This window comes from Pantoea sp. CFCC18179 (assembly GCF_059412405.1).
On record NZ_JBNBPM010000008.1, the window covers coordinates 38,909 to 57,858 of the forward strand.

The window sequence follows — 18,950 nt, forward strand, 5'->3', positions numbered from 1 at the left end:
AGATAGGGCAGAATTACGCTTCGCGCCAGCGCTTAAACACCAACGACGTATTAATCCCGCCAAAGGCGAAATTATTGGATTGGATATAATCCGTCTCCAGATGACGCGCTTCACCGATGATGTAATCCAGCTCGCCGCACTCCGCCGCCGGTTGCGACAGATTCAGCGTTGGCGCAAACCAGCCTTCACGCATCATCTCAATACTCATCCACGCTTCCAGCGCACCACAAGCACCCAACGTGTGACCGAAGTAGCTTTTCAGTGAAGAAATTGGCGTGCTGTTACCAAAAATCGCCGCGGTGGCCTGGCTTTCTGCAATATCCCCGCGATCGGTGGCGGTGCCGTGCGCATTGATGTAACCAATTTGCTCGGGCGTCACACCGGCGGTTTTCAGCGCACGCTCTATACAAATTTGCATGGTTTCACGCTGCGGCTGAGTGATATGCGCGGCGTCGCAGTTGGTGTGGAAACCCACCAGCTCGGCATAAATGGTGGCACCGCGCGCCTGCGCATGCTCCAGCGATTCGAGAATCAAGGTGCCCGCGCCTTCGCCAATCACCAATCCATCGCGCTGCTGATCAAACGGCGCTGGCGAAGTATGCGGCGCATCATTGCGCTGGCTGGTGGCGAACAGCGTATCAAACACCGCGGCCTCTGATGGACACAACTCTTCCGCGCCGCCAGCGACCATCACGGTTTGATAGCCGTGGCGAATCGCTTCCCACGCATAACCAATCGCCTGGCTGCCAGAGGTACAGGCGCTGGAAGTTGGGATCACCCGGCCACGCAGACCAAAGAACAAACCGGCATTTACCGCCGTGGTGTGCGGCATCATCTGCACATAAGTAGTGCCGGTAATATTGTTGGTGTGCTTTTCGGTCAGCATGGTAGCAAATTCGCTCACCGGGCCGGTGCTGCCGGTGGAAGAACCGTAAGCAATGCCGGTTTCACCGCTGGTCAGCACCGGATGATCGATCAATCCCGCCTGCTCCAGTGCCAATTCGGTGGCGCGCGTCGCCATCAACGAAACGCGGCCCATTGAACGAATGCGTTTGCGTGTGTAATGCGCAGGCGGCGCGAAATCATCAACCGGCGCGCCCAGCAGCGTATGCAAGCCATCGTACACCTGCCATTCCGGCATGTGGCGCACCGCATTTTTGCCCTGTTTGATGCGATCGGCGACCGCGCTCCAGCTTTCGCCAAACGCCGTCACGCCGCCCATGCCGGTTACCACTACACGCTGAATCACAGCATACCTCCATTGATTGAAATCACCTGACGCGTGACGTAGCCCGCGATATCGGACATCAAGTAGCTGGCCAGCCCGGCCACTTCATCTGCCGCGCCCATGCGCTTCATCGGGATGATTTTCAGCGCTTCATCGATCACCATTGGCTCAAGATCGGTCATGCCGGTATCAATCAAACCTGGCGCAATGCAGTTGACGGTGATTTTGCGTTTCGCCAATTCAATCGCCAGCGCTTTGGTGGCACCAATAATGCCCGCTTTCGCCGCGCTGTAGTTGACCTGGCCGCGATTGCCCATGATGCCGGAAACCGATGACAAGGTAATGATGCGCCCGCCTTTGCGCAGGCCGATCATCGGCATCACGCAGGGTTGAATCACGTTGTAGAAACTGTCGAGATTGGTGTGGATCACGCTGTCCCACTCGTCCTCGGTCAGCGCCGGGAACGCCGCGTCGCGCGTGATGCCGGCATTGCTGATCACGCCGTAATACGCGCCGTGTGCCGCGATATCCTGTTCCAACGCGGCGCGTGTGGCATCGCGCTGTGCCACATCAAACTGCAAACTGCGACCACGGCCGCCCGCGGCGATGATATCGGCAAGCGTGTGTTCCGCGCCTGCGCTATCGCGGTGATAATGCACCACGATGTCAAAACCGTCCTGCGCCAGGCGCAACGCGATGGCGCGGCCAATCCCTTTACTTGCGCCGGTCACTAATACGCTGCGTGTCATGGCTGAAGTCCTTGTTGCAATTGATGTAATTCTTGTTCATCGGGCTGATAAGTATTTAACCGGCCGCTGGCGATCACCGCATCGTTACAGCGAATTTCACCTTCAAAGCTGCCCAATTTGTCGTCGCGCATCAGCAGCCGCATTTCGATATGCAGCGTGCTGTTGGCAGCGAAAGTGGGATGATTGGCGCGATAACCGCGTCCGCCAAGTAACATTCCGGGACGAATATCACTGTCGCCGCGCTGGCGGGCGTGATAACCCGACCACACGCCGACGGTTTGCGCCATGATCTCCACACCAAACCATGCTGGCAGCTCGCCTTGTGGCGTGAGAAATGGCGCTAACACACCGCTGGCGTTGATGCTGACGGCACAGATCACGCTGTCATCCACTACCTGAATAACTCGATCCAGCAGCAACATCGGCGCGCGGTGCGGCAAATAATCGCCAACCGGTAAAAAATCACTCATGCGTCTTTCCTACAATCAGGCAGGTATTGTTCCCGCCAAAAGCAAACGAATTTGAAGCAATCACCGGCCGCGCCAAGGGTTGCGCACGGGTGAGTAAACCGCACTCTGGCAGCGACGTATCGTGGCTCGCAGCGGAGAAATCCTGCGGCGGCAACGGCAGATTATGTTGCAGAATCAAGGCCGCCAGCGCCGCTTCAGTCGCGCCTGCTGCGCCTAAGGTGTGACCGGTGAGATGTTTGGTTGAGCTGCACGGCACGCGATCGCCAAACAGACGATGCACCACCGCCGATTCCACCTGATCGTTAAGCGGCGTCGCAGTGCCGTGCAGGTTAATGTAGCCGACATCCTGCGGCGCTAAACCGGCCTGCTGCAACGCCATCAACATGGCGCGCTCCGCGCCGACGCCTTCAGGATGCGGCGCTGACATGTGCCATGCATCCGAAGATTCGCCGCAACCGAGCAACGCCAGTGGCTGCTTTTCGCGCGTTAGCAACAACAGCGCGCCCGCTTCGCCAATCGAAATGCCGTCGCGGTCGGCACTAAATGGCGCGCAATGCCGTTCTGATAGCGACTCAAGGCTGGCAAAGCCGTTGATCGGCATGCGGCTCAATGAATCCGCGCCGCCCACCAGCGCCACATCAACGATTCCCGCCTCAATCAGCCGTTGCCCACTGATAATCGCGCGCGCGCTGGAGGAACAAGCCGTAGAAATGGTATACGCCGGACCATCCAGTTGCAGATAGTGCGCCAGAAAACGCGACGGATCGCCGAGTTCCTGCATGCGGTAATCGTAGCCTGGCAAACCGCCATCCACTTGACGATCGCCTTCATCCACACCTGAGGTGCTGGTGCCCAGCACAATTGCCACGCGGTCACGGCCATATTGTGCAATCGCCGCATCCAGCGCCGGGCGCAATTGCACCAGCGCCGCCAACAACAGCTGATTATTACGCGTGTTATGCGCCGCCAGGTTCTCAGGAATCGATGGCAATTCACCCTGCACTTCGCCCAGCCAGCAACGCTTACCGGCTTGCAGCCAGCCATCACGCGGCTGCATGCCCGGCGCGCTACCCGCTTGCAACTGCGTAGCAATCTGCGCGAGGTCGTTGCCCAATGCGTTAACCATGCCGAAGGCAGAGATGTAAATCATGATGACGCGTCCAGATGTTGGATTTGAATCTGATAGCCAAAGGCACGTTGATCGATGCTGATCGGCTCGCGTACTGCGCCACGTTGCAGATAACGAATCAGCGTCACCACTTCACCCGAAGGATCGCGCAGCTCGCGGCGATCATCGATATCGGTTAACGTCCAACCGCGCGGTAATTGCGGCTGCCAGGCGCTGATCGGCCAGTGGCTGAGCATCACATCCGCCAACACCTGACTGGCGGGCGGCATTTCCGGTAACGCCATCATCTGTTGCGTGTGAATACCGTTTTTGTCGTAGGTCACGCGGAACAGGCGAATGCCAAGCGAGGACAAACCCGCCAGGCTCAACTGCTGTGAATCAGCGCTGAGCAGCACCAACAGCGATTGGGTTTTGCCTTTGGCGTGACCAGTCAACAGTTGCTGCTGCTGGAAAGCCGGTGAAATGCCCGGTGCCGGCAGCGTGACGCGCACGCCCGGTTTCAACCACGCGCTTGGGCGATGGTCATTATGCGCCGCACACCCGCCCAGCAGCAGGCTCAACAGCAGCAAAAATCCTGGTCTCATCGTTGCTTCCTTTTCCCCGCTGCCAGCGCCAATGGCGCCAGCAAGAATGCACAAAAAATCCCGCTACACAGCACGGTGCCAAAACCACTGATCGCCGCCGTGCTACTGAACACCAGCATGCCGAGCGTCAGCAACGTGGTGATCATCGCCAGCGTCACCGCCAGCATTGACGTTAACGGCGTACCGCGCGGATTGCTGAAGAACAGCGTGTAATTGATGCCGATGCCAAGCACTAGAATCAGCGCCAGCAAGGCAAACAGGTTCAGGCTGGCTCCGATCCAGCCGAGCGTTGCCAGCGCCGCCGCCAGCGATAACCACGACGGCAAGGCGCTGCGCATCCCGGCTTTGATGCCGAGCCGCAGCATGTAGCTGGCGGTGATCAATAACAACGCCAGCGCCAGCAATCCGCTTAACAACGTGCGCCAGAAGCGGAACAACTCATCGTAACTGGCTTTGCGATCAACCCAGTTAACGCCCGCTTGCTGCTGCGCCAGCTGTTGCAGCGCCGCGCTGTTTTTCACGCCATTGATTGGCACCAGCACGCTGCTGCGTCCATCCGGCAACGACAACCACAACAGTCGCCAGCCTTCGCTCAGCGGACTTGCCAGCCAATCGGCGGCGGAAACCGGCATCGCCTTCAGATCGGCATTGGCAACGGTGATACCGGCTTGCTTCAGATGCTCAAGCACGGTTGGCGCAGCTTGCTGCAATAGCGCGACATCCTGCTGCTGCTGCGCCAGTGAATTCAGCGGCAGCACGCGATAACCGGCGAACCAGCCTTGCTGTTGCGCCTGTTGCAACTTCGGCGTTAAAGCACTGAGACGTTTCAGCGCCTGCTGTTCATCATCGCCCCACACCACAAACCAGGTTTGATCGGCTTGCTGCCCGGTGAGTTGCGCCAGTTGGCGATCCTGCGCCAGCAACTGCGCCGGGGCGCTTTGCAGATGGGCGATATCGTCATCGATCCGCAGTTGCACAATACCGCTGATGGCGTAAATCGCCATCAATGCCGGTAATCCCCATTTTAGCGGGCGATTGCGACGCCAGGCGGCCAGCCAGCGCGCCAGCCACACCATTGCGGGAATCGGCCGCACCGGCAAACCGCGCACCAGCCACGGATAAAAGCAGATTACCGTTAGGCATGAAGCACTCAATCCGCTGGCGGCGAAGACCGCCAATTGGCGCAAGCCGGGGAACGGTGCCAGCAGCATCAGCAGCCAGGCAATCGCCGTGGTGCCCAGCGCCAGCAGCAAAGTGCCGCGCACTTTGTGCAGACTTTGCCACGGCGTGGTGTTTTCGCCATGCACCATGCGTTCGGTCAGATAGTAGAGCGTATAATCGGCCGAGATGCCGACAATGCTGAGGCTCATGACTAACGTTGTGAGATGCAGCTCACCAAAAAACAGTAAGGTGAAGACGGTTCCCGCCATCGCGCCAATCGCCACCGACAGCGCGCACAGCGCCAGCGGCCGCAACGAACGAAATACCAGCCACACCAGCAGCAGCAATCCTGCCAGCGTTGCGCTACCCAAGGTTTCCACATCATGTTGTGCGCGCTGACTGGCATCGTCGCTAAACAGCACCGTGCCGCGCGTCAACAGCTGCGCATCCGGCCAGCGCGTTTTTAACTGTTGCTCAAGCTGATTTAGCGCCACCACCAATTGATGACTCTCTTTGATGCTGAACGCATTGCTCGCCAGCTCGCCGTGCAGAAAATACCAGCGGCGCTGTTGCGCATCGTTAACCGTCAACCAACCGTTGTGCAGCACCATTTTGTTGGCGCTTTGCTGCAACGCTAATTGCGCACCGCGTACCAGCAACAGCGGATCGTTATTGATTTCCTTGCTGCCGACACCGGCAAAAGCCGAGAATAATTGCGCCAGAATCCAGTCGGCCTGCGCGTTGCCGCCGTTTTGTAAGCGCGCTCGCGTGGCGGGATCGATTAATCCGTTACGATGCTGAAAGGCATAAGCGCCCCAACGCTGCATCTGATTATCATCCAGCTCGCCGCTCACCTGTTTTAGCATCGGCAAGGCACGCAGTTGCTGTTGCCACCATGCGGCAGCGGCATCACCATCCTGGTTATTGGCGCTCACCAGCCACACCAATTGGCGATCGAGACGCTGCATAAATCCTTGCTGAATTTCCGCCGGTGCCTGGCCGAGATTCTGCTGCGGCAACAGCGCTAGCACGCTGCTGTTAAGCTGGCTGCGCGGCAACAATAGCGCCAACGCCACTGCCAGCGTCAGACACACCGCCAGCCACAGCAGCGCGAGTTTTTTCTCACTGCGCTGGGGCAAAACGCGCTCGCTCTTCATCGGTCAAGGTGGACGGTTCGGTACGGGTGTTGCTTAAGGTGATTTCGGTTTTATCGCCCTGTTTATCATCCAGCGTGATGCGATTGAGGAATTGCTCACCTTGCAGATCGATGCGGTTAAAGATTTTGTTCAGCGGCGCGGCTTTCGGCGTCAGACCCAACTGCCAGCTGTTGTTGCCGCGATCGTGAAAATCGAGATCAAAATTCTCGCGCAGTACCTTTTCATCGGCCTGGAACAGCGCGCGCAGCAGATGGTTGAACTGAAACATTTGCGGATTACTGTCGGCGGTGATCACCTGCGGCGGCTGGCCGCTCATGCTCTGCACCATACGTTTATCGTCGAGGATCAGCGTCAGCGGAAACGGCGTGGCTTGCTGCCACCACAAGCCTTGCTGCTGAGCGATCAATAACTGGCCGCGCGAGACCAGCGGCTGCGACATGCCAGCGATGGTGCGCACCTGAACAAAGTTGGCGCGAATCACCGGCTGGCTGGCGAAACGCTGTTGCAATTGTTCCAGCGTTACCGCGCTGGCGCTGCTGCATACCAACAGCAGCAGCATCGATAAAATTCGGGTCACGGCTTCACTCCCAGGCGTTCAAACAGAATGTCAGGCGAGACAAAACACATCTCCTGCGTGGTGGCATTGACCGCCACCTGAATGGTGTGGGCTTTGGTGGTCACCTGCCCCGCCGCGTTGAGAATCACGTAATCAATACGCAGACGATTTTCATACTCGCTAATGCTGGCGGCGACGCGCACCGTCTCTTCGTAGCGCAACGGCTGGCGATATTTGACGTGGGTATCGACCACTGGCCAGACGTAGCCGCTGGCGGACATTTCCCCGTAGCTGTAATTAACGCTGCGCAACAAGGCTTCACGTGCTCGTTCAAAAAAGCGGAAATAGTTGCCGTGCCACACCACGCCCATCGGATCGCAGTCGTGAAACGACACGGTGATTTCCACTTCAGCGCGGTAGTTCGCTTCACTCATCGCGGCTTTTCTCCTCTGGTAATGACCAGAAATCGTAAAAATTAAACCAATCCAGCGGCGCCATTAGCGCGTGTTGTTGCAGGCGTTCGGCGTAGCGATCAACGGTGTCTTGTAACGCTTGTTGACGTTGTGCACGCGGCAGCAACAGTGGATCGGCAAAGGCTTCGCAGTGCACACGCAGTCGGCCCTGTTCACGTAGGGCAAACATCAGCAATACCGGACAACGCAGCGCCGCCGCCAGTACAAATGGCCCTTGCGGAAACGGCGCGGGACGGCCCATAAATTGGCTCCACACCACGCGACGCTCGCCGCCGCGCTGGCGATGAACCGCAGTGCGATCGCCAACAATCGCCACCCATTCACCGGCATCGAGTTTTTGTTGCAGCAGAATAGCGGTGTCCGGGCCGATATCGGTGACCGGCATCAGATTGACGCCGGCCTGCGGCGCGATGCTTTCCAGCACATCGCGGAAGCGTTGTGCGTTCTCGGTGAACACCAACGCGTTAATCACCAACCCGCTGACCTGCTTCGCCATCGCACGGCAAGCTTCGATATCGCCCAGATGCGAGGCCAGAATCAAGTGTCCTTTGCCTTCGGCAGCGCGAATGGTGGCTTCGGCCCCCGGCGCAAAATCGATGTCGCGTCCCCATTGCAGATCGCCGCGCCAGCTGGCAACTTTATCCAGCATGCTGTAGCCAAAGCGCAGGAAATGGCGATAACTGTTAATCGGTGCAGGCAGCGCGATGTTCTGCTGCTGCGCCACCGCTTGCACGCGGGTTAACCACTGTTGCGAGGCGGCGCGCGCGGCGCGTCCCGTCAGCCAATACACCGCCACCACCGGCCACAACAGCAGCACAAACGGTAAACGCCCAGCGCGACGATAGAGCCACAGCATAAAGCGCAAACCGCTTTGACCGCGACGTTCCGGCGTGGCCGACCAATGTTGCGCATCGCCACGCTGGCGCAGCAGTTGCGGAATGCGTGGCAACATGCCGAAGAATAGACGTGTGTGCATCCACGAAATGCGCAGATTGTCGTGTAAAGCATCAAAGTGCGACAAACCGGTGGCGGGATAGGTCACGCGTGTGGCGATGAAGCGACTCGGCGTGCCTTGCCAGTGCAGGCGCACCATGATTTCCGTATCGAAATCCATACGTTGACCAATCGGGCGCCGATCGCAGAGTTTCAGCGCAGCCGCCAACGGATAAACGCGAAAACCGCACATGCTGTCTTTGATGGAAAACGACAATGTTTCCACCCACACCCAGAAGTGCGTGATGTAGCGGCCGTACAAACGTGATTTGGGGATCGAATCATCGTAAATCGGCTGACCAGAGATCAAACTGTGCGGATAGCGTTGCGCTTCGGTCAACATGCGCGGCGTGTCTTCCACCTGATGTTGCCCGTCGGCATCCAATTGCACTGCGTGGCTGTAACCGGCGGCCGCAGCGGCGCGCATGCCGGCGATCACCGCCGCACCTTTGCCTTGATTATGCGGCAGCGTCAGTACCTGTAATTTTGGTGCACGAAGCGCGGCAATCTGCTGTTTAGTGGCGGCATCGCTGCCGTCATCCACCAGAATAATAGGTAGATTAAACGGTTCCAGCCGCGTCAGCACCGATGCCAGCATGGCGCCGTGGTTGTAGCAGGGAATCAGCACGCACGGCTTAAATTCAGCGTTTAACACAGGCGAATTTTCCCGCTGCTGGCAACCGTGCTGCTGTCGCCATTGATCAGGCTGTAACTGAAATTGAGCAGCGATTTTTCAGCCTGCCAGTGCAGGTGCAATTCCAGTTCGGCATCCGGCGGCACCGGCTGTTGAAACTTGATGTTATCAATGGAAGCAAAGGCTTTACCGGGTGCAAGACGTTCAAGGCCGTAATGCAGCGCCCAATCCAACTGCGCCACGCCGGGCAGAATCGCCAAGGTGGGGAAATGACCGCGGAACCAAAACAGATCGGCAGCAGCATGCAGACGTAACGTCAACACATCGCCCTGCTGCTGGGCATGCAATTCAACCGGCAACATCAAACAACTCCTCAATTTGCGGCCAGGCGCGCTTACTTTGTGCGGTGACCGGAATGGTGGTCACCACGCGCCAATAGCGTGGCATGGCAACCGGCTCCAGCCAGGGTTGCAATGCCTGCTTCCATTCTCGTTTGCGCTGATGCAGCGTGGCGGCATCAGGCGTATCCGGCAACGCCAGCACCACGCCAATCGCATGGCGGCCGTGACGATGCAGCGCCAACGCGGCGGCGTCGGTTACGCCCGGCAACGACAGCAAGCGGCGCTCGATTTCACTCAGCGACACGCGTTTGTCTTCAATCTTCACCACGCGATCCTGGCGACCGGCTAATTCAAATTCCCCGCCAGGCTGCTGCACAAGGCGATCATCCAACGCACAACCCTCCGCGCTCTCCAGCAAGGCTGAAAATACGCGCCAGCGCCCGGCTTCCGTCTCGCGCAGCGTCACCTGCGGGAAACAGTGCCAGCGCGCGTTTTCATGCTGCGCGCTGCGCCAGCCAATTACGCCGGTTTCGGTGCTGCCATAAATTTCATCGACTGTGCAACTCGACGCCTGCTGCGCCTGTTGTGCAGCTTCCCACGGCAAGGCGCCACCAGCAGAAACAATCAATTCACAGCGCGGTGCGGCGAGTGAGCGATCAAGACGACGCAAAAACGCCGGACTGCTGATAAAGGCATAACGACGATGGGCGGATTGATCGGCCAGTTGTTCACTGTAGAAGATTTGCTGCGCGGCGAACGGTAAACCCAGCGCCATTGGCAAAACGATGCGGAAACTCAATCCATACAGATGTTGATGGCTGACAGAAGCAATCACATGGCAATCGCGGAGTCGTTGGCCCCACAAGTTGTGCAGCCAATCGGCTTCTACATCTAACGCGCGCAGTGATTTCACCACGCGGCGCGGCGTGCCAGTGGAACCGGATGTGAATAGCACCAGATGGGCATCTTCTGCGATAGGCGGCAATTCACCCTCGGCTAGCGCGCCGTCCCAGCGCAGTTGCGCCAGCGAGACGTCCAGCGGCATATCGCTGAGTACACCATCAAGTTGATCGGCCATCTCTTCTAACTGTGCGGCGCGGCAATGACCGGGAATCACCGGTGTTTTGCCGGCATGCCACAGCGCTAATAGCGCGGCGGTAAAAGCGTAGCTGTTATCGAAGCACAGCGCCCAATGCTGGCCCGCTTGCTGTTGCAGTCGCTGCGATAACGCCTGCACCTGTTGGCGCAGCAGCGACAGAGTGAACTGTTGTTGGCCTTGCCAGGCAACGAGGCGATCCGGCACATTCAGCCAGTCGCGGATACTGCAAACCTTCATGCCTGTTTCCTTATACGCTGACGCAGCAGCCATTCGCCGCCCATCAACGCGCCCATCAGAATATAGCTGATGCCGCCATTCCACAGCGTCCAGAGTTGGAGATTGTTGAGCAGGCAGGTCGCCAGCGCTACGCTGCCATTAAAGATGAAAAAGCCGCACCACACTTGCGTCACGCGCCGGGTGTAGCGCACTGCGCGCGGCGGCAATTCCGGCTCGCGCAACCGCGCCAGTCGTTCCACCAGCGGCATTGGGCTCCACAACGAACTGCCAAACAGCAGCAGCATCAGCACGTTGACCACCAGGGGATACCACAAAAGCAGATGTTGCGATCGCAGCAGCAAGCTGGCAAGGCACAACAGCGTGCCGACCAGCGCCAGCAGCAGCATCACGCGCCCCATTGCCCCGGTTGCGCGCCGCAAACTCCAGATGCGCAGCACAAATAGCAGCGCCAACAGGCCCAACATGCCGCGCCATTGTGGCTGCGTGATGGTGAGCCACACTAAAAATGGCCAGGCGAGCAACGTCAGCGCATTGAGCAGCCGCAGAAGCGTGCGCATGCCAATAATCAGGCTTCGTCGCGCATCAGTTGGTCGACGGCGTCAACCACATCCTGCACGGTACGTACGGCGCGGAAGGTTTCCGGTTTGATTTTGCGGCCAGTGCGTTTTTGCAGATGCACCACCATATCGACCGCATCAATGCTATCCAGCTCGAGGTCTTCATACAGACGCGCCTCAGGGCGGATATCATCCGGCTCAATTTCAAACAGCGAGGTAAGAAGCGAGGCGACTTCCTGGTAAATTTCGTTTTTGTTCATCATGTTGGCTGCTCTCAGGCTTGCTGTTGTTCAACAAACGCGGCCAGGGTAGCCACGGAAAAAAAGTGCGCACGCAGCGTTTCGCTCTCGGCGGAAAGCTGTACGCCAAAGCGATTTTTCACCGCCAGTCCCAGCTCCAGCGCATCGATAGAATCGAGACCCAGCCCGTCGCCAAACAGCGGCGCGTCGGTTTCAATATCATCCGGGGTAATGTCTTCCAGATTCAGCGTATCGATAATCATCTGTTTGATGTCGTTGATCAGTACTTGCATAACTTAGTTGGTCTCTTGAGGCACCAGCGCCTGTTGCAGGTGACGCGTCAAACGGCGCGCGGCCAGCGGCTGCGCATCCTCTTCGTCTTCACTAAAGGCCTGGCTAGCAATACGCGATTGTACGCGTACAGTAAAAAGCGGTTTAACCAGCGGAATCTGATACCAGCGGCTTTGTTTATCGAGCATACGCTGGGTGCAGGTAATGTGAACCACGCGTAGCTCGCATCCGGCGCGCACCGCGATATTGGCGGCACCGCGTTGTAGCTTCAGCGGCTCGCCGTAGCGCGTACGCGTCCCTTCCGGGAAAATCAAAATGGTATCGCCACGCGCCAGTCGTTGTTGGCTATCGGGCAGCAGCGTATCAGCTTCGCTATTAATCAGGTAATCCGCGGCGCGAATCACGCCACGAAAGAAAATATTGTGGCGCAGATCGGCTTTGACCAGGCAATCCATTTCCGGCAGCACCGATGCAATCATCACGTAATCGATTAACGAAGGATGATTGGCGACAATCAGGCAGCCACGATCCTGGCGCAACAGCTCAGCACCGATAATCTGGTAATCATAAACACCGACCAGGCGGCAAAAACGCAGGAAGCAGCGGAAACTCCACGCAATACTGCTGCGGGCAATTTGACGACGGCGCAGGCCATCGCGCTGTAGCAGTAACAGCAAATTGAACCCGATCAGCGAGAGTAATAAGCCGCCAACGCTGAACAGCGTAAAACTGACGGCAGTCATCACCAGCCGCCAGTAATAGTTGAAACCGGGCCGCGTGCGAGCCAACGAATTATCCGCCATGCTGCTCCCAGTGCCATTGATGGCGCTCACCGGCAATCATGAAACGTGGCGTGTTACGCAACAATGCCGCCAGCATTTGCACGCTTTGCGGCAGCGCTTCAGCAAACGCTTCGCCAGGCTTTGCTGCGCATCGCAGTTGGTCACCGGCCCGCAGCAGCAGCGCGACGGCATAAGGCGCATTGAACAACTCGGTTTCCGGCAGCCACGGATGATAGTAATCCGGCACGCTACCATCGAAATCCACCAGCAAAACCTGCTGGTAACCGGCTTGATGTAACGACGCGACTTCAATCAGCCCTTGCTGAAAACTGTCGATACCGGCGGAGATCGAGGAGGAAACCAGCGGCTGGCGCGCGGCGATAGTCAGGCTTCCCACCGCAGAGTTGTGCACTGACATGGCGAAATCGGTAGGCGAAAGCGGTTGTTGATCGGCTAAGGCCGTGAGAATACGCAGATTCCGTTCCAGCTCACCGTGGCGACTGGTAAAAACCACCGCATCCACCGTTTGCCGCGCCAGCAATGCCAATCCGCACTCCACTGCCGCACGGCTGCCCGCGCTGAGACGACGCGCGGTCATCATCGGCAAAAATTGCGGTTTAGCGATCGGTTGCGTGGCATCAAAGGCTGACGCGTGTTGCGCCCAGCTTTGCCATTGTTCTGCGGTGTTGTAGCCCGGCGCGATGGCGTGCCAGTCAACAAGGGAGTAAGCGAGTTTCATACCTGTATTCTTTTTTCAGCCTCAGGAATGGTCAGATTTTCACTGCGCGGCATCCCTTCCTTGCTTGCTATCTATTCCCGTCATCCACCGAAATGGATGTCGCCGATTAACAAGGCGGGCACATGGCCCGCCTGTTTCTATTTCGGCAGCGTGGCAACTAACTTTACACAATTATGTCAGCTATCCCGCTTCGCGCTTATTTCGCGGATTCAACCGCCAAACGCGTTTGAATACCCTGATTCAGGTTTTCAATCCAACGATTATAGTTGCGGTGAATCTGGCCGCTACCAGCGCGCAGATTCTGGCTGCTAACGTATTGGATTTGATAGCTATTAGCGGTGTAGTTAATGCGAATATCCGCCGTATGACCGCGCTCAGCCAGGTGACCATTCATGGTGCCTGGACCGGCAGTCGACATCACCCATTTGTTGGCGGCACCCGCTTGAATAATCGCCTGCTTCATCTGCGCGTCAGAATAGTTCTGACCCACAGTCTGACTAACATTTTGGATCGGTGCCGTGCGCGGTGCACAGCCCGTCAACAATGCGGCGCTCACGAATAAAGCCAGGCCGACATTTTTATTCATCATGTTATTTTCCTTTCCTTGTCATGGCAGGTCGCCAAGTGTGCGACCTTGCAAGTAAACCAACCTGCAATAATCCGTCTGGATTGAGCAAAACGTGCGAGATAATAACATTATTTGTAAAGACAAGTAAAAATAAGCATGAATAACTTAATATTAGACTAGCGTCGAATTAAATTCCGAACCAATCCCATTCCTCTTATAATTCCTACCAAAAAATGGCCTTCTGACATGATGATTAACCCTGCCAACCGCCACCTAAAGAGCGATAAAGATCAATTTGTGCCAGCAGCAGCGTATTTTTCACTGAGACGATATTCAGTTGCGTACTGAACAAGGTACGTTGCGCATCCAATTCATCGAGATAAGAAGCGTAACCATTTTGATAGCGGTTATGCGCAATACGATAGGCTTCCGCAACGTACTTCTCTTGCTTCTGCAACTCGGTCAGCTGCTCCTGACTGCGGCGAATCGCATCCAGTGCGTTATCGACATCAGCAAAGGCACTGCGTACCACTTTTTCATAGCCGTAAAGCGCCTGGTTGCGCGTCGCCATCGCCACGTCAACCTGCGCCGTTAAGGCTTCGCGATTAAGTATCGGTGCCAGAATGCTGCCACCGATGCTCCACAGTTCGAAAGGCGTATCCAGTAGATTGTGCAGCGTGAAACTTTGATAAGTGCCGCTGGCGGTGAGATTGAGTGACGGCAGCAGATTGGCCTGCGCGGAAGCCAGCGAGGCATCGGCGGCGATTAACTGACGCTGCGCCTGCACGATATCCGGACGACGATTAAGCAATTGCGATGGCAGCAGCGATGGCAGCGTTTGTGGTTTGATGTGATCGAACTGGCTGTTGCGCGCAATTTCGCGCGGATTCATGCCAACCAACACGCTCAGCGCATTCTCTTGCTGCTCGATTTGGTGTTGCAGTTGCGGGATTTGCGCCTTGGCGGTTTGGTATTCCGATGCCGCCTGCATCCATTCCAATCGCGAGGTGTAGCCCGTCTCAAACTGGCGCTGCGCTAAATTCAGCGAGTTTTCTCGCGTGGCGAGCGTGGCTTCGGTCACGCGCAGTTGTTCATCCAGCGCACACAAGCTGAGATAGCCGGACGCCACCGAACTGGCAACGGTTAGCTCGGCGGCAGAAGCCGCGGCGCGTTGCGCATCCAGCGAAGCTTCGGCGGCACGAATGCTGTTGCTGCGGCTGCCCCACAAATCCACTTCATAGTTGGCCTGCAACAATCCCTGAAATACCGCGTTCTCATACGGCTGTCCGGTCGCCGCCGACAACGCACGTTGATGGGTAGCCGCTACGCCCGCCGACAACGTGGGAAAATTGTCACCCTGCGCGGCTCGCAATTGCGCACGATATTGATCCACCCGCGAGCGTGCGCTGAGGATATCGCTGTTGTGCTGCAAGGCTTGCGAGACCAGGCGATTGAGATTGTCATCGCCAAAGTTCTGCCACCAGCGCGCTTCCGGTGCGGCCTGCGGCCCCACCTGCTGACGCCAGCTATCCGGGATTGGCAGCGAGGACGGCGCTTTCTCAACGTTGGTACCACAACCGCCGATCATTAAGGCCACCAGTGTGGCTAACAGCGCGCGTTTCATGGCGCATCCTTGTGTGGCTCGGCGGCAGTATCAATGTCCACTTCCACCGACATGCCCGGACGCAGCGCACGCAGATCGTCATTGAGGATTTTGATGCGCACCGGAATACGCTGCGCAATCTTCACAAAGTTACCGGTGGCGTTATCCGGCGAAATGGCGCTGAACTCTGATCCCGCAGCAGGCGAGATGAACTCAACGAGGCCATTGTAATGGCGTCCATCAAGCGCATCGACGCGAATACTGACTGGCAATCCGGGACGCACGCGCGCCAGTTGCGTCTCTTTCAGGTTGGCGATAATCCATTTATTCTCGGGTACCACTGACGTTAAGCGCGTGCCGGCGGTGACGTAAGTGCCTTTACGCACCGACAATTGCCCCAACTGACCGCTATCCGGCGCGATGATGCGCGTGTTGGCCAAATCGATATTCGCCAGTTCCAGCGCCGCTTGCGCGCTGGCCACATCACCCTGCAATGACGCACGATTGACGATCACCGTTTGCAGATTTTGCTGTGAAACCGCCACTTGCGCATCGGCCTGACGTAATTGCGCCTGCGCTTGCGCATTGGCGGCGCGCGCAGCATCGCGTTCACGCACTGAAAGTGAACCATCAGCCGCCAGATTCTCCACGCGTTTCAGGTCGAGACTGCTTTTCAGCGCCTGGGCTTTGGCGTTTTCCAGCGCGGCTTTGTTGCTGAGAATGTTGGCCTCGGCGCTTTTACGCTGCTGTTGGTTATTGTTCTGCGCGGCAATTTTCATATCCAGCTGCGCCTGCGCCTGATGCACGCGCTGACGATAAATGCGGTCGTCGATGGTCATCAGCAATTGGCCTTTGGTCACCGGCTGCAAATCCACCACCTCAACATCAGTGAGATAACCACTCACCTGTGGGCTGATAAAGGTGACTTGTCCGCGCACATAGGCGTTTTCCGTCGATTGGATGGTGCTGGTGAACGGCCAAAGTTGCCAGGCATACAGAATGACCAGCACGCCGACGATAACAATGCCGCTACCAGCAGCAATGGAAAGAATGCGGCGGCGGTTGCTGCGCTCACGCTCAGCGGCCTGAATGTCGTCCTGTTGGCTCATGGATTCTCCGTTGAATTAACTGGTAGTGCTTGCTGACGTGCGGCCTCAATTTTAGCCTGACGCCAGTTGATAATGCGTAAGCGCGTGAGGCGATATAGCACCCAAATCAAGGTGATAAAAGCCAGCGCGGCGGTGAGTAAATAGGTGTCGTTGTAGGCCAGCACGTTGGCTTGCAGCGTCGCCACCGTTTGCAACTGGCTGCTGCTTTGCGCGCTGAGCAGCACGTTATCGGGCAACTGGCTGTTGAATAACGCACTGTATTGGCTGAGACGTTCGGTGACGTTGGGATCGAGTAACGAAAACTGATCGCCGAGCAAGCTGGAGTGATATTTCTCGCGCCACGTCTGGAACGTGCCAAGAATCGCAGCGCCAATCAAGCCGCCGAGGTTTTGGCTCATGCCAAACAACACCACAAAACTCACCAGATTTTTCGGCTGCGTCACCACGCCGCCAATGCCTAACAACATGGCGGGAGCGAGGAAGAAAGCGCTGCCGAAGCCCAGCAAGAACTGGCTGACATAGAGATTGTTGCCGCGCGTTAACGGGCTGGATTGTGCATCCATCAGCGAAGCGATGATCATCACCACCAACGAAGCGACTATCGGCCAGCTCAGATGCGTTGGCCGGATGGTTAACGCACTGGCCACCATGCCACAAATCACCCCGCCGATAATGGCAAACGCCAGACCGCGCATCTGATCGTTGAGCAAACCGAGCTGCTGTAAGAATCCGACGGCGCCAGTGTTCTGTTCCGCCAACAGAATGCGCATCATGATCATCACAATACCCAGCCGAACAATCATGCCGTTGCTGAGCCAGCGTGTGTTGATCAACGGATTAGCACGGTTGTGCTCAACCACAATCGCCGCCACGATCAGCACCAACGCCAGCGCTAATGCAATACCCAGCCACGGCGTGGTGAACCACCATTCGATGCGTCCCAGCGACAGCACGCCACACAGCAGCGCCATGCCAGGTGCCAGCAGAATAAAGGTGACAAAATCCATCTTTTCGAACGCCTTGATGCGGTCGCCGGGCGGTAACTTCACCACCAGCACGCAACCCAACGCGATCAACGCTAATCCCAGTTCAAACAGGTACAGCCCGCGCCACTCTTCCAATTGCAGCAATTCGGTGGAGAACAAACGCGCCAGCGGAATCGCCAGCTGCGAGGCAGTGATGCCAATTACCAGCGCTTTCAAGCGGTGTTTCGCCGGCCACGCCTGAATCTGGTAGTAAATGCCCAGCGAACTCAGCGCCGCGCCCACCATGCCGTGTGCGGTACGCACTATGATTGCCGAGCTGAGATCGTTGGCAAGAATGTGGAAAAACGCCACGATGACGTACAGCACCAGAAACGCTTCGGTAAATAGCCGCAGGCCAAACTGCTGGCGAAACTTCACCAGCAGCAAGTTGATCGAGATATTGCCCATCACATACACGGCGGGCAGCCAGGCAATTTCATTGCTGTAAGCGCCGAAAGTGCCTTGCAGATTGGTAAGATTGGCAGAAACCAGCGCATTACTCAGCGCGCCGGTAATAGAAATCAGCAGGCCGATAATGCCGAAGGCGATGCGCTTCGACGGCGAATGCAGCGGCGTGGAGGGCGAACCCGGCAGCATCGGCTTTTCATGCGGCAGCCATTCACGTTGAGCATAAGGGTTGCGCTTCGCCACGATTAAATGCTTCCCAGACGTGCGAGCAGCTGTTGCAGCACCGCTTCCGTGGTGGCTAAGGCGGCGGGATCGATATCGGCTAACAGTTGGGCGCGCAGCGTATCGGCCTGCGTTTTCACCTCGTCAAACGCCACGCTGCCCTGTTCAGTTAAGATCAACAAACGTTTGCGGCGATCTTCTGGCGGCTGCACGCGTGCCAGCAGTTGTTGTTTAACTAAGCGATCCACCAACGGCACCACACTGGCTTCTTCTAAACCCAATAACTGCGCCAGAGCTTTTTGCGTTGGCGGTTCCGCAGCAGTGGCTACGCTGGCAATCGCCATCCAACTGCTCATGCTTAGCCCGCTCTCTTTTAAACGGCGATCAACGGCCAGCCGCCACGCATGGGCAGTGAGATGCAATAAACGCGAGAAAGGTTGTGGATAGTCGCTCAAAACGTAGTGGCCTAATGGTTAGGTATCTAACTAAACGGGTGCGTTATTATATGCGAAGCTGCATCACATTGAAAAGTTAGCATTCATAGCGTGTTGCGGAAATGTCGAAACAGGATTAATTGCGGTCTGTGTTGTACAAGT

General features: G+C 57.1%; 21 protein-coding genes. All 21 read right to left on the reverse strand.

Features of this window, described 5'->3' with window-relative positions; genetic code table 11:
- Nucleotides 1-13: 13 nt before the first annotated feature.
- Nucleotides 14-1,249 carry a beta-ketoacyl-ACP synthase gene (locus ACPUC7_RS15800; RefSeq protein WP_494923629.1) on the reverse strand — a complete coding sequence of 412 codons (1,236 nt, stop codon included), beginning with the start codon at nucleotides 1,247-1,249 and terminating at the stop codon, nucleotides 14-16.
- Complete coding sequence (locus tag ACPUC7_RS15805) at nucleotides 1,246-1,977, reverse strand: 3-ketoacyl-ACP reductase FabG2 (RefSeq protein ID WP_494923630.1); 732 nt, start codon at nucleotides 1,975-1,977, stop codon at nucleotides 1,246-1,248. The genes ACPUC7_RS15800 and ACPUC7_RS15805 overlap by 4 nt, the downstream gene beginning before the upstream one ends.
- Nucleotides 1,974-2,447, reverse strand: coding sequence for a hotdog family protein (locus tag ACPUC7_RS15810; RefSeq protein ID WP_494923631.1), 474 nt, complete (start codon nucleotides 2,445-2,447; stop codon nucleotides 1,974-1,976). Before ACPUC7_RS15810 ends, ACPUC7_RS15805 begins: the two co-directional genes overlap by 4 nt.
- Nucleotides 2,440-3,597 carry a beta-ketoacyl-[acyl-carrier-protein] synthase family protein gene (locus ACPUC7_RS15815; protein ID WP_494923632.1) on the reverse strand — a complete coding sequence of 386 codons (1,158 nt, stop codon included), beginning with the start codon at nucleotides 3,595-3,597 and terminating at the stop codon, nucleotides 2,440-2,442. The genes ACPUC7_RS15810 and ACPUC7_RS15815 overlap by 8 nt, the downstream gene beginning before the upstream one ends.
- Entirely contained in the window at nucleotides 3,594-4,160 is a 567-nt protein-coding gene (locus ACPUC7_RS15820; RefSeq protein ID WP_494923633.1) for a DUF3261 domain-containing protein, read from the reverse strand. The genes ACPUC7_RS15815 and ACPUC7_RS15820 overlap by 4 nt, the downstream gene beginning before the upstream one ends.
- The gene (locus ACPUC7_RS15825; RefSeq protein WP_494923634.1) at nucleotides 4,157-6,478 is read right to left on the reverse strand and encodes an MMPL family transporter; all 2,322 of its coding nucleotides are present in this window, start codon (nucleotides 6,476-6,478) and stop codon (nucleotides 4,157-4,159) included. Before ACPUC7_RS15825 ends, ACPUC7_RS15820 begins: the two co-directional genes overlap by 4 nt.
- A complete protein-coding gene (locus ACPUC7_RS15830; protein WP_494923753.1) occupies nucleotides 6,444-7,037 on the reverse strand; it encodes an outer membrane lipoprotein carrier protein LolA in 594 nt (197 codons plus the stop codon). The genes ACPUC7_RS15825 and ACPUC7_RS15830 overlap by 35 nt, the downstream gene beginning before the upstream one ends.
- A 14-nt stretch (nucleotides 7,038-7,051) precedes the next feature.
- Nucleotides 7,052-7,468, reverse strand: a complete 417-nt coding sequence (locus ACPUC7_RS15835; protein ID WP_494923635.1) for an acyl-CoA thioesterase — start codon at nucleotides 7,466-7,468, stop codon at nucleotides 7,052-7,054.
- A complete protein-coding gene (locus ACPUC7_RS15840) occupies nucleotides 7,461-9,155 on the reverse strand; it encodes a glycosyltransferase family 2 protein (protein ID WP_494923636.1) in 1,695 nt (564 codons plus the stop codon). Before ACPUC7_RS15840 ends, ACPUC7_RS15835 begins: the two co-directional genes overlap by 8 nt.
- Entirely contained in the window at nucleotides 9,149-9,496 is a 348-nt protein-coding gene (locus tag ACPUC7_RS15845; RefSeq protein ID WP_494923637.1) for an ApeI family dehydratase, read from the reverse strand. Before ACPUC7_RS15845 ends, ACPUC7_RS15840 begins: the two co-directional genes overlap by 7 nt.
- Nucleotides 9,483-10,811 (reverse strand): AMP-binding protein, encoded by a 1,329-nt coding sequence (locus tag ACPUC7_RS15850; protein ID WP_494923638.1) that lies wholly within the window; start codon nucleotides 10,809-10,811, stop codon nucleotides 9,483-9,485. Before ACPUC7_RS15850 ends, ACPUC7_RS15845 begins: the two co-directional genes overlap by 14 nt.
- The gene (locus tag ACPUC7_RS15855; RefSeq protein ID WP_494923639.1) at nucleotides 10,808-11,368 is read right to left on the reverse strand and encodes a COG4648 family protein; all 561 of its coding nucleotides are present in this window, start codon (nucleotides 11,366-11,368) and stop codon (nucleotides 10,808-10,810) included. The genes ACPUC7_RS15850 and ACPUC7_RS15855 overlap by 4 nt, the downstream gene beginning before the upstream one ends.
- 8 nt (nucleotides 11,369-11,376) lie before the next feature.
- Nucleotides 11,377-11,631: an acyl carrier protein gene (locus ACPUC7_RS15860; protein ID WP_343551841.1), complete on the reverse strand. Its 255-nt coding sequence runs from the start codon at nucleotides 11,629-11,631 to the stop codon at nucleotides 11,377-11,379.
- An 11-nt stretch (nucleotides 11,632-11,642) separates the two neighbouring features.
- Nucleotides 11,643-11,900 carry a phosphopantetheine-binding protein gene (locus ACPUC7_RS15865; RefSeq protein WP_343551840.1) on the reverse strand — a complete coding sequence of 86 codons (258 nt, stop codon included), beginning with the start codon at nucleotides 11,898-11,900 and terminating at the stop codon, nucleotides 11,643-11,645.
- Between the two features lie 3 nt (nucleotides 11,901-11,903).
- Complete coding sequence (locus ACPUC7_RS15870) at nucleotides 11,904-12,701, reverse strand: lysophospholipid acyltransferase family protein (protein WP_494923640.1); 798 nt, start codon at nucleotides 12,699-12,701, stop codon at nucleotides 11,904-11,906.
- The gene (locus ACPUC7_RS15875) at nucleotides 12,691-13,419 is read right to left on the reverse strand and encodes a beta-ketoacyl synthase chain length factor (protein WP_494923641.1); all 729 of its coding nucleotides are present in this window, start codon (nucleotides 13,417-13,419) and stop codon (nucleotides 12,691-12,693) included. The genes ACPUC7_RS15870 and ACPUC7_RS15875 overlap by 11 nt, the downstream gene beginning before the upstream one ends.
- 196 nt (nucleotides 13,420-13,615) lie before the next feature.
- On the reverse strand, nucleotides 13,616-14,005 hold the full coding sequence (locus tag ACPUC7_RS15880; RefSeq protein ID WP_494923754.1) for a hypothetical protein: 390 nt from the start codon (nucleotides 14,003-14,005) through the stop codon (nucleotides 13,616-13,618).
- 235 nt (nucleotides 14,006-14,240) lie between these two features.
- Nucleotides 14,241-15,611 (reverse strand): efflux transporter outer membrane subunit, encoded by a 1,371-nt coding sequence (locus ACPUC7_RS15885; protein ID WP_494923642.1) that lies wholly within the window; start codon nucleotides 15,609-15,611, stop codon nucleotides 14,241-14,243.
- Nucleotides 15,608-16,699 carry an HlyD family secretion protein gene (locus ACPUC7_RS15890; RefSeq protein WP_494923643.1) on the reverse strand — a complete coding sequence of 364 codons (1,092 nt, stop codon included), beginning with the start codon at nucleotides 16,697-16,699 and terminating at the stop codon, nucleotides 15,608-15,610. Before ACPUC7_RS15890 ends, ACPUC7_RS15885 begins: the two co-directional genes overlap by 4 nt.
- Entirely contained in the window at nucleotides 16,696-18,375 is a 1,680-nt protein-coding gene (locus tag ACPUC7_RS15895) for an MFS transporter (RefSeq protein WP_494923644.1), read from the reverse strand. The genes ACPUC7_RS15890 and ACPUC7_RS15895 overlap by 4 nt, the downstream gene beginning before the upstream one ends.
- Nucleotides 18,376-18,377: 2 nt before the next feature.
- Entirely contained in the window at nucleotides 18,378-18,809 is a 432-nt protein-coding gene (locus ACPUC7_RS15900) for a MarR family winged helix-turn-helix transcriptional regulator (RefSeq protein WP_494923645.1), read from the reverse strand.
- Nucleotides 18,810-18,950 lie beyond the last annotated feature (141 nt).

Excerpts from the sequence above, each read along its gene's own strand:
- ACPUC7_RS15805 (WP_494923630.1), bottom strand. The coding sequence starts at position 1,977 with ATGACACGCAGCGTATTAGTGACCGGCGCAAGTAAAGGGATTGGCCGC.
- ACPUC7_RS15810 (WP_494923631.1), bottom strand. The coding sequence starts at position 2,447 with ATGAGTGATTTTTTACCGGTTGGCGATTATTTGCCGCACCGCGCGCCG.
- ACPUC7_RS15815 (WP_494923632.1), bottom strand. The coding sequence starts at position 3,597 with ATGATTTACATCTCTGCCTTCGGCATGGTTAACGCATTGGGCAACGAC.
- ACPUC7_RS15820 (WP_494923633.1), bottom strand. The coding sequence starts at position 4,160 with ATGAGACCAGGATTTTTGCTGCTGTTGAGCCTGCTGCTGGGCGGGTGT.
- ACPUC7_RS15825 (WP_494923634.1), bottom strand. The coding sequence starts at position 6,478 with ATGAAGAGCGAGCGCGTTTTGCCCCAGCGCAGTGAGAAAAAACTCGCG.
- ACPUC7_RS15830 (WP_494923753.1), bottom strand. The coding sequence starts at position 7,037 with ATGCTGCTGCTGTTGGTATGCAGCAGCGCCAGCGCGGTAACGCTGGAA.
- ACPUC7_RS15835 (WP_494923635.1), bottom strand. The coding sequence starts at position 7,468 with ATGAGTGAAGCGAACTACCGCGCTGAAGTGGAAATCACCGTGTCGTTT.
- ACPUC7_RS15845 (WP_494923637.1), bottom strand. The coding sequence starts at position 9,496 with ATGTTGCCGGTTGAATTGCATGCCCAGCAGCAGGGCGATGTGTTGACG.
- ACPUC7_RS15850 (WP_494923638.1), bottom strand. The coding sequence starts at position 10,811 with ATGAAGGTTTGCAGTATCCGCGACTGGCTGAATGTGCCGGATCGCCTC.
- ACPUC7_RS15855 (WP_494923639.1), bottom strand. The coding sequence starts at position 11,368 with ATGCGCACGCTTCTGCGGCTGCTCAATGCGCTGACGTTGCTCGCCTGG.
- ACPUC7_RS15860 (WP_343551841.1), bottom strand. The coding sequence starts at position 11,631 with ATGATGAACAAAAACGAAATTTACCAGGAAGTCGCCTCGCTTCTTACC.
- ACPUC7_RS15865 (WP_343551840.1), bottom strand. The coding sequence starts at position 11,900 with ATGCAAGTACTGATCAACGACATCAAACAGATGATTATCGATACGCTG.
- ACPUC7_RS15870 (WP_494923640.1), bottom strand. The coding sequence starts at position 12,701 with ATGGCGGATAATTCGTTGGCTCGCACGCGGCCCGGTTTCAACTATTAC.
- ACPUC7_RS15875 (WP_494923641.1), bottom strand. The coding sequence starts at position 13,419 with ATGAAACTCGCTTACTCCCTTGTTGACTGGCACGCCATCGCGCCGGGC.
- ACPUC7_RS15880 (WP_494923754.1), bottom strand. The coding sequence starts at position 14,005 with ATGAATAAAAATGTCGGCCTGGCTTTATTCGTGAGCGCCGCATTGTTG.
- ACPUC7_RS15885 (WP_494923642.1), bottom strand. The coding sequence starts at position 15,611 with ATGAAACGCGCGCTGTTAGCCACACTGGTGGCCTTAATGATCGGCGGT.
- ACPUC7_RS15890 (WP_494923643.1), bottom strand. The coding sequence starts at position 16,699 with ATGAGCCAACAGGACGACATTCAGGCCGCTGAGCGTGAGCGCAGCAAC.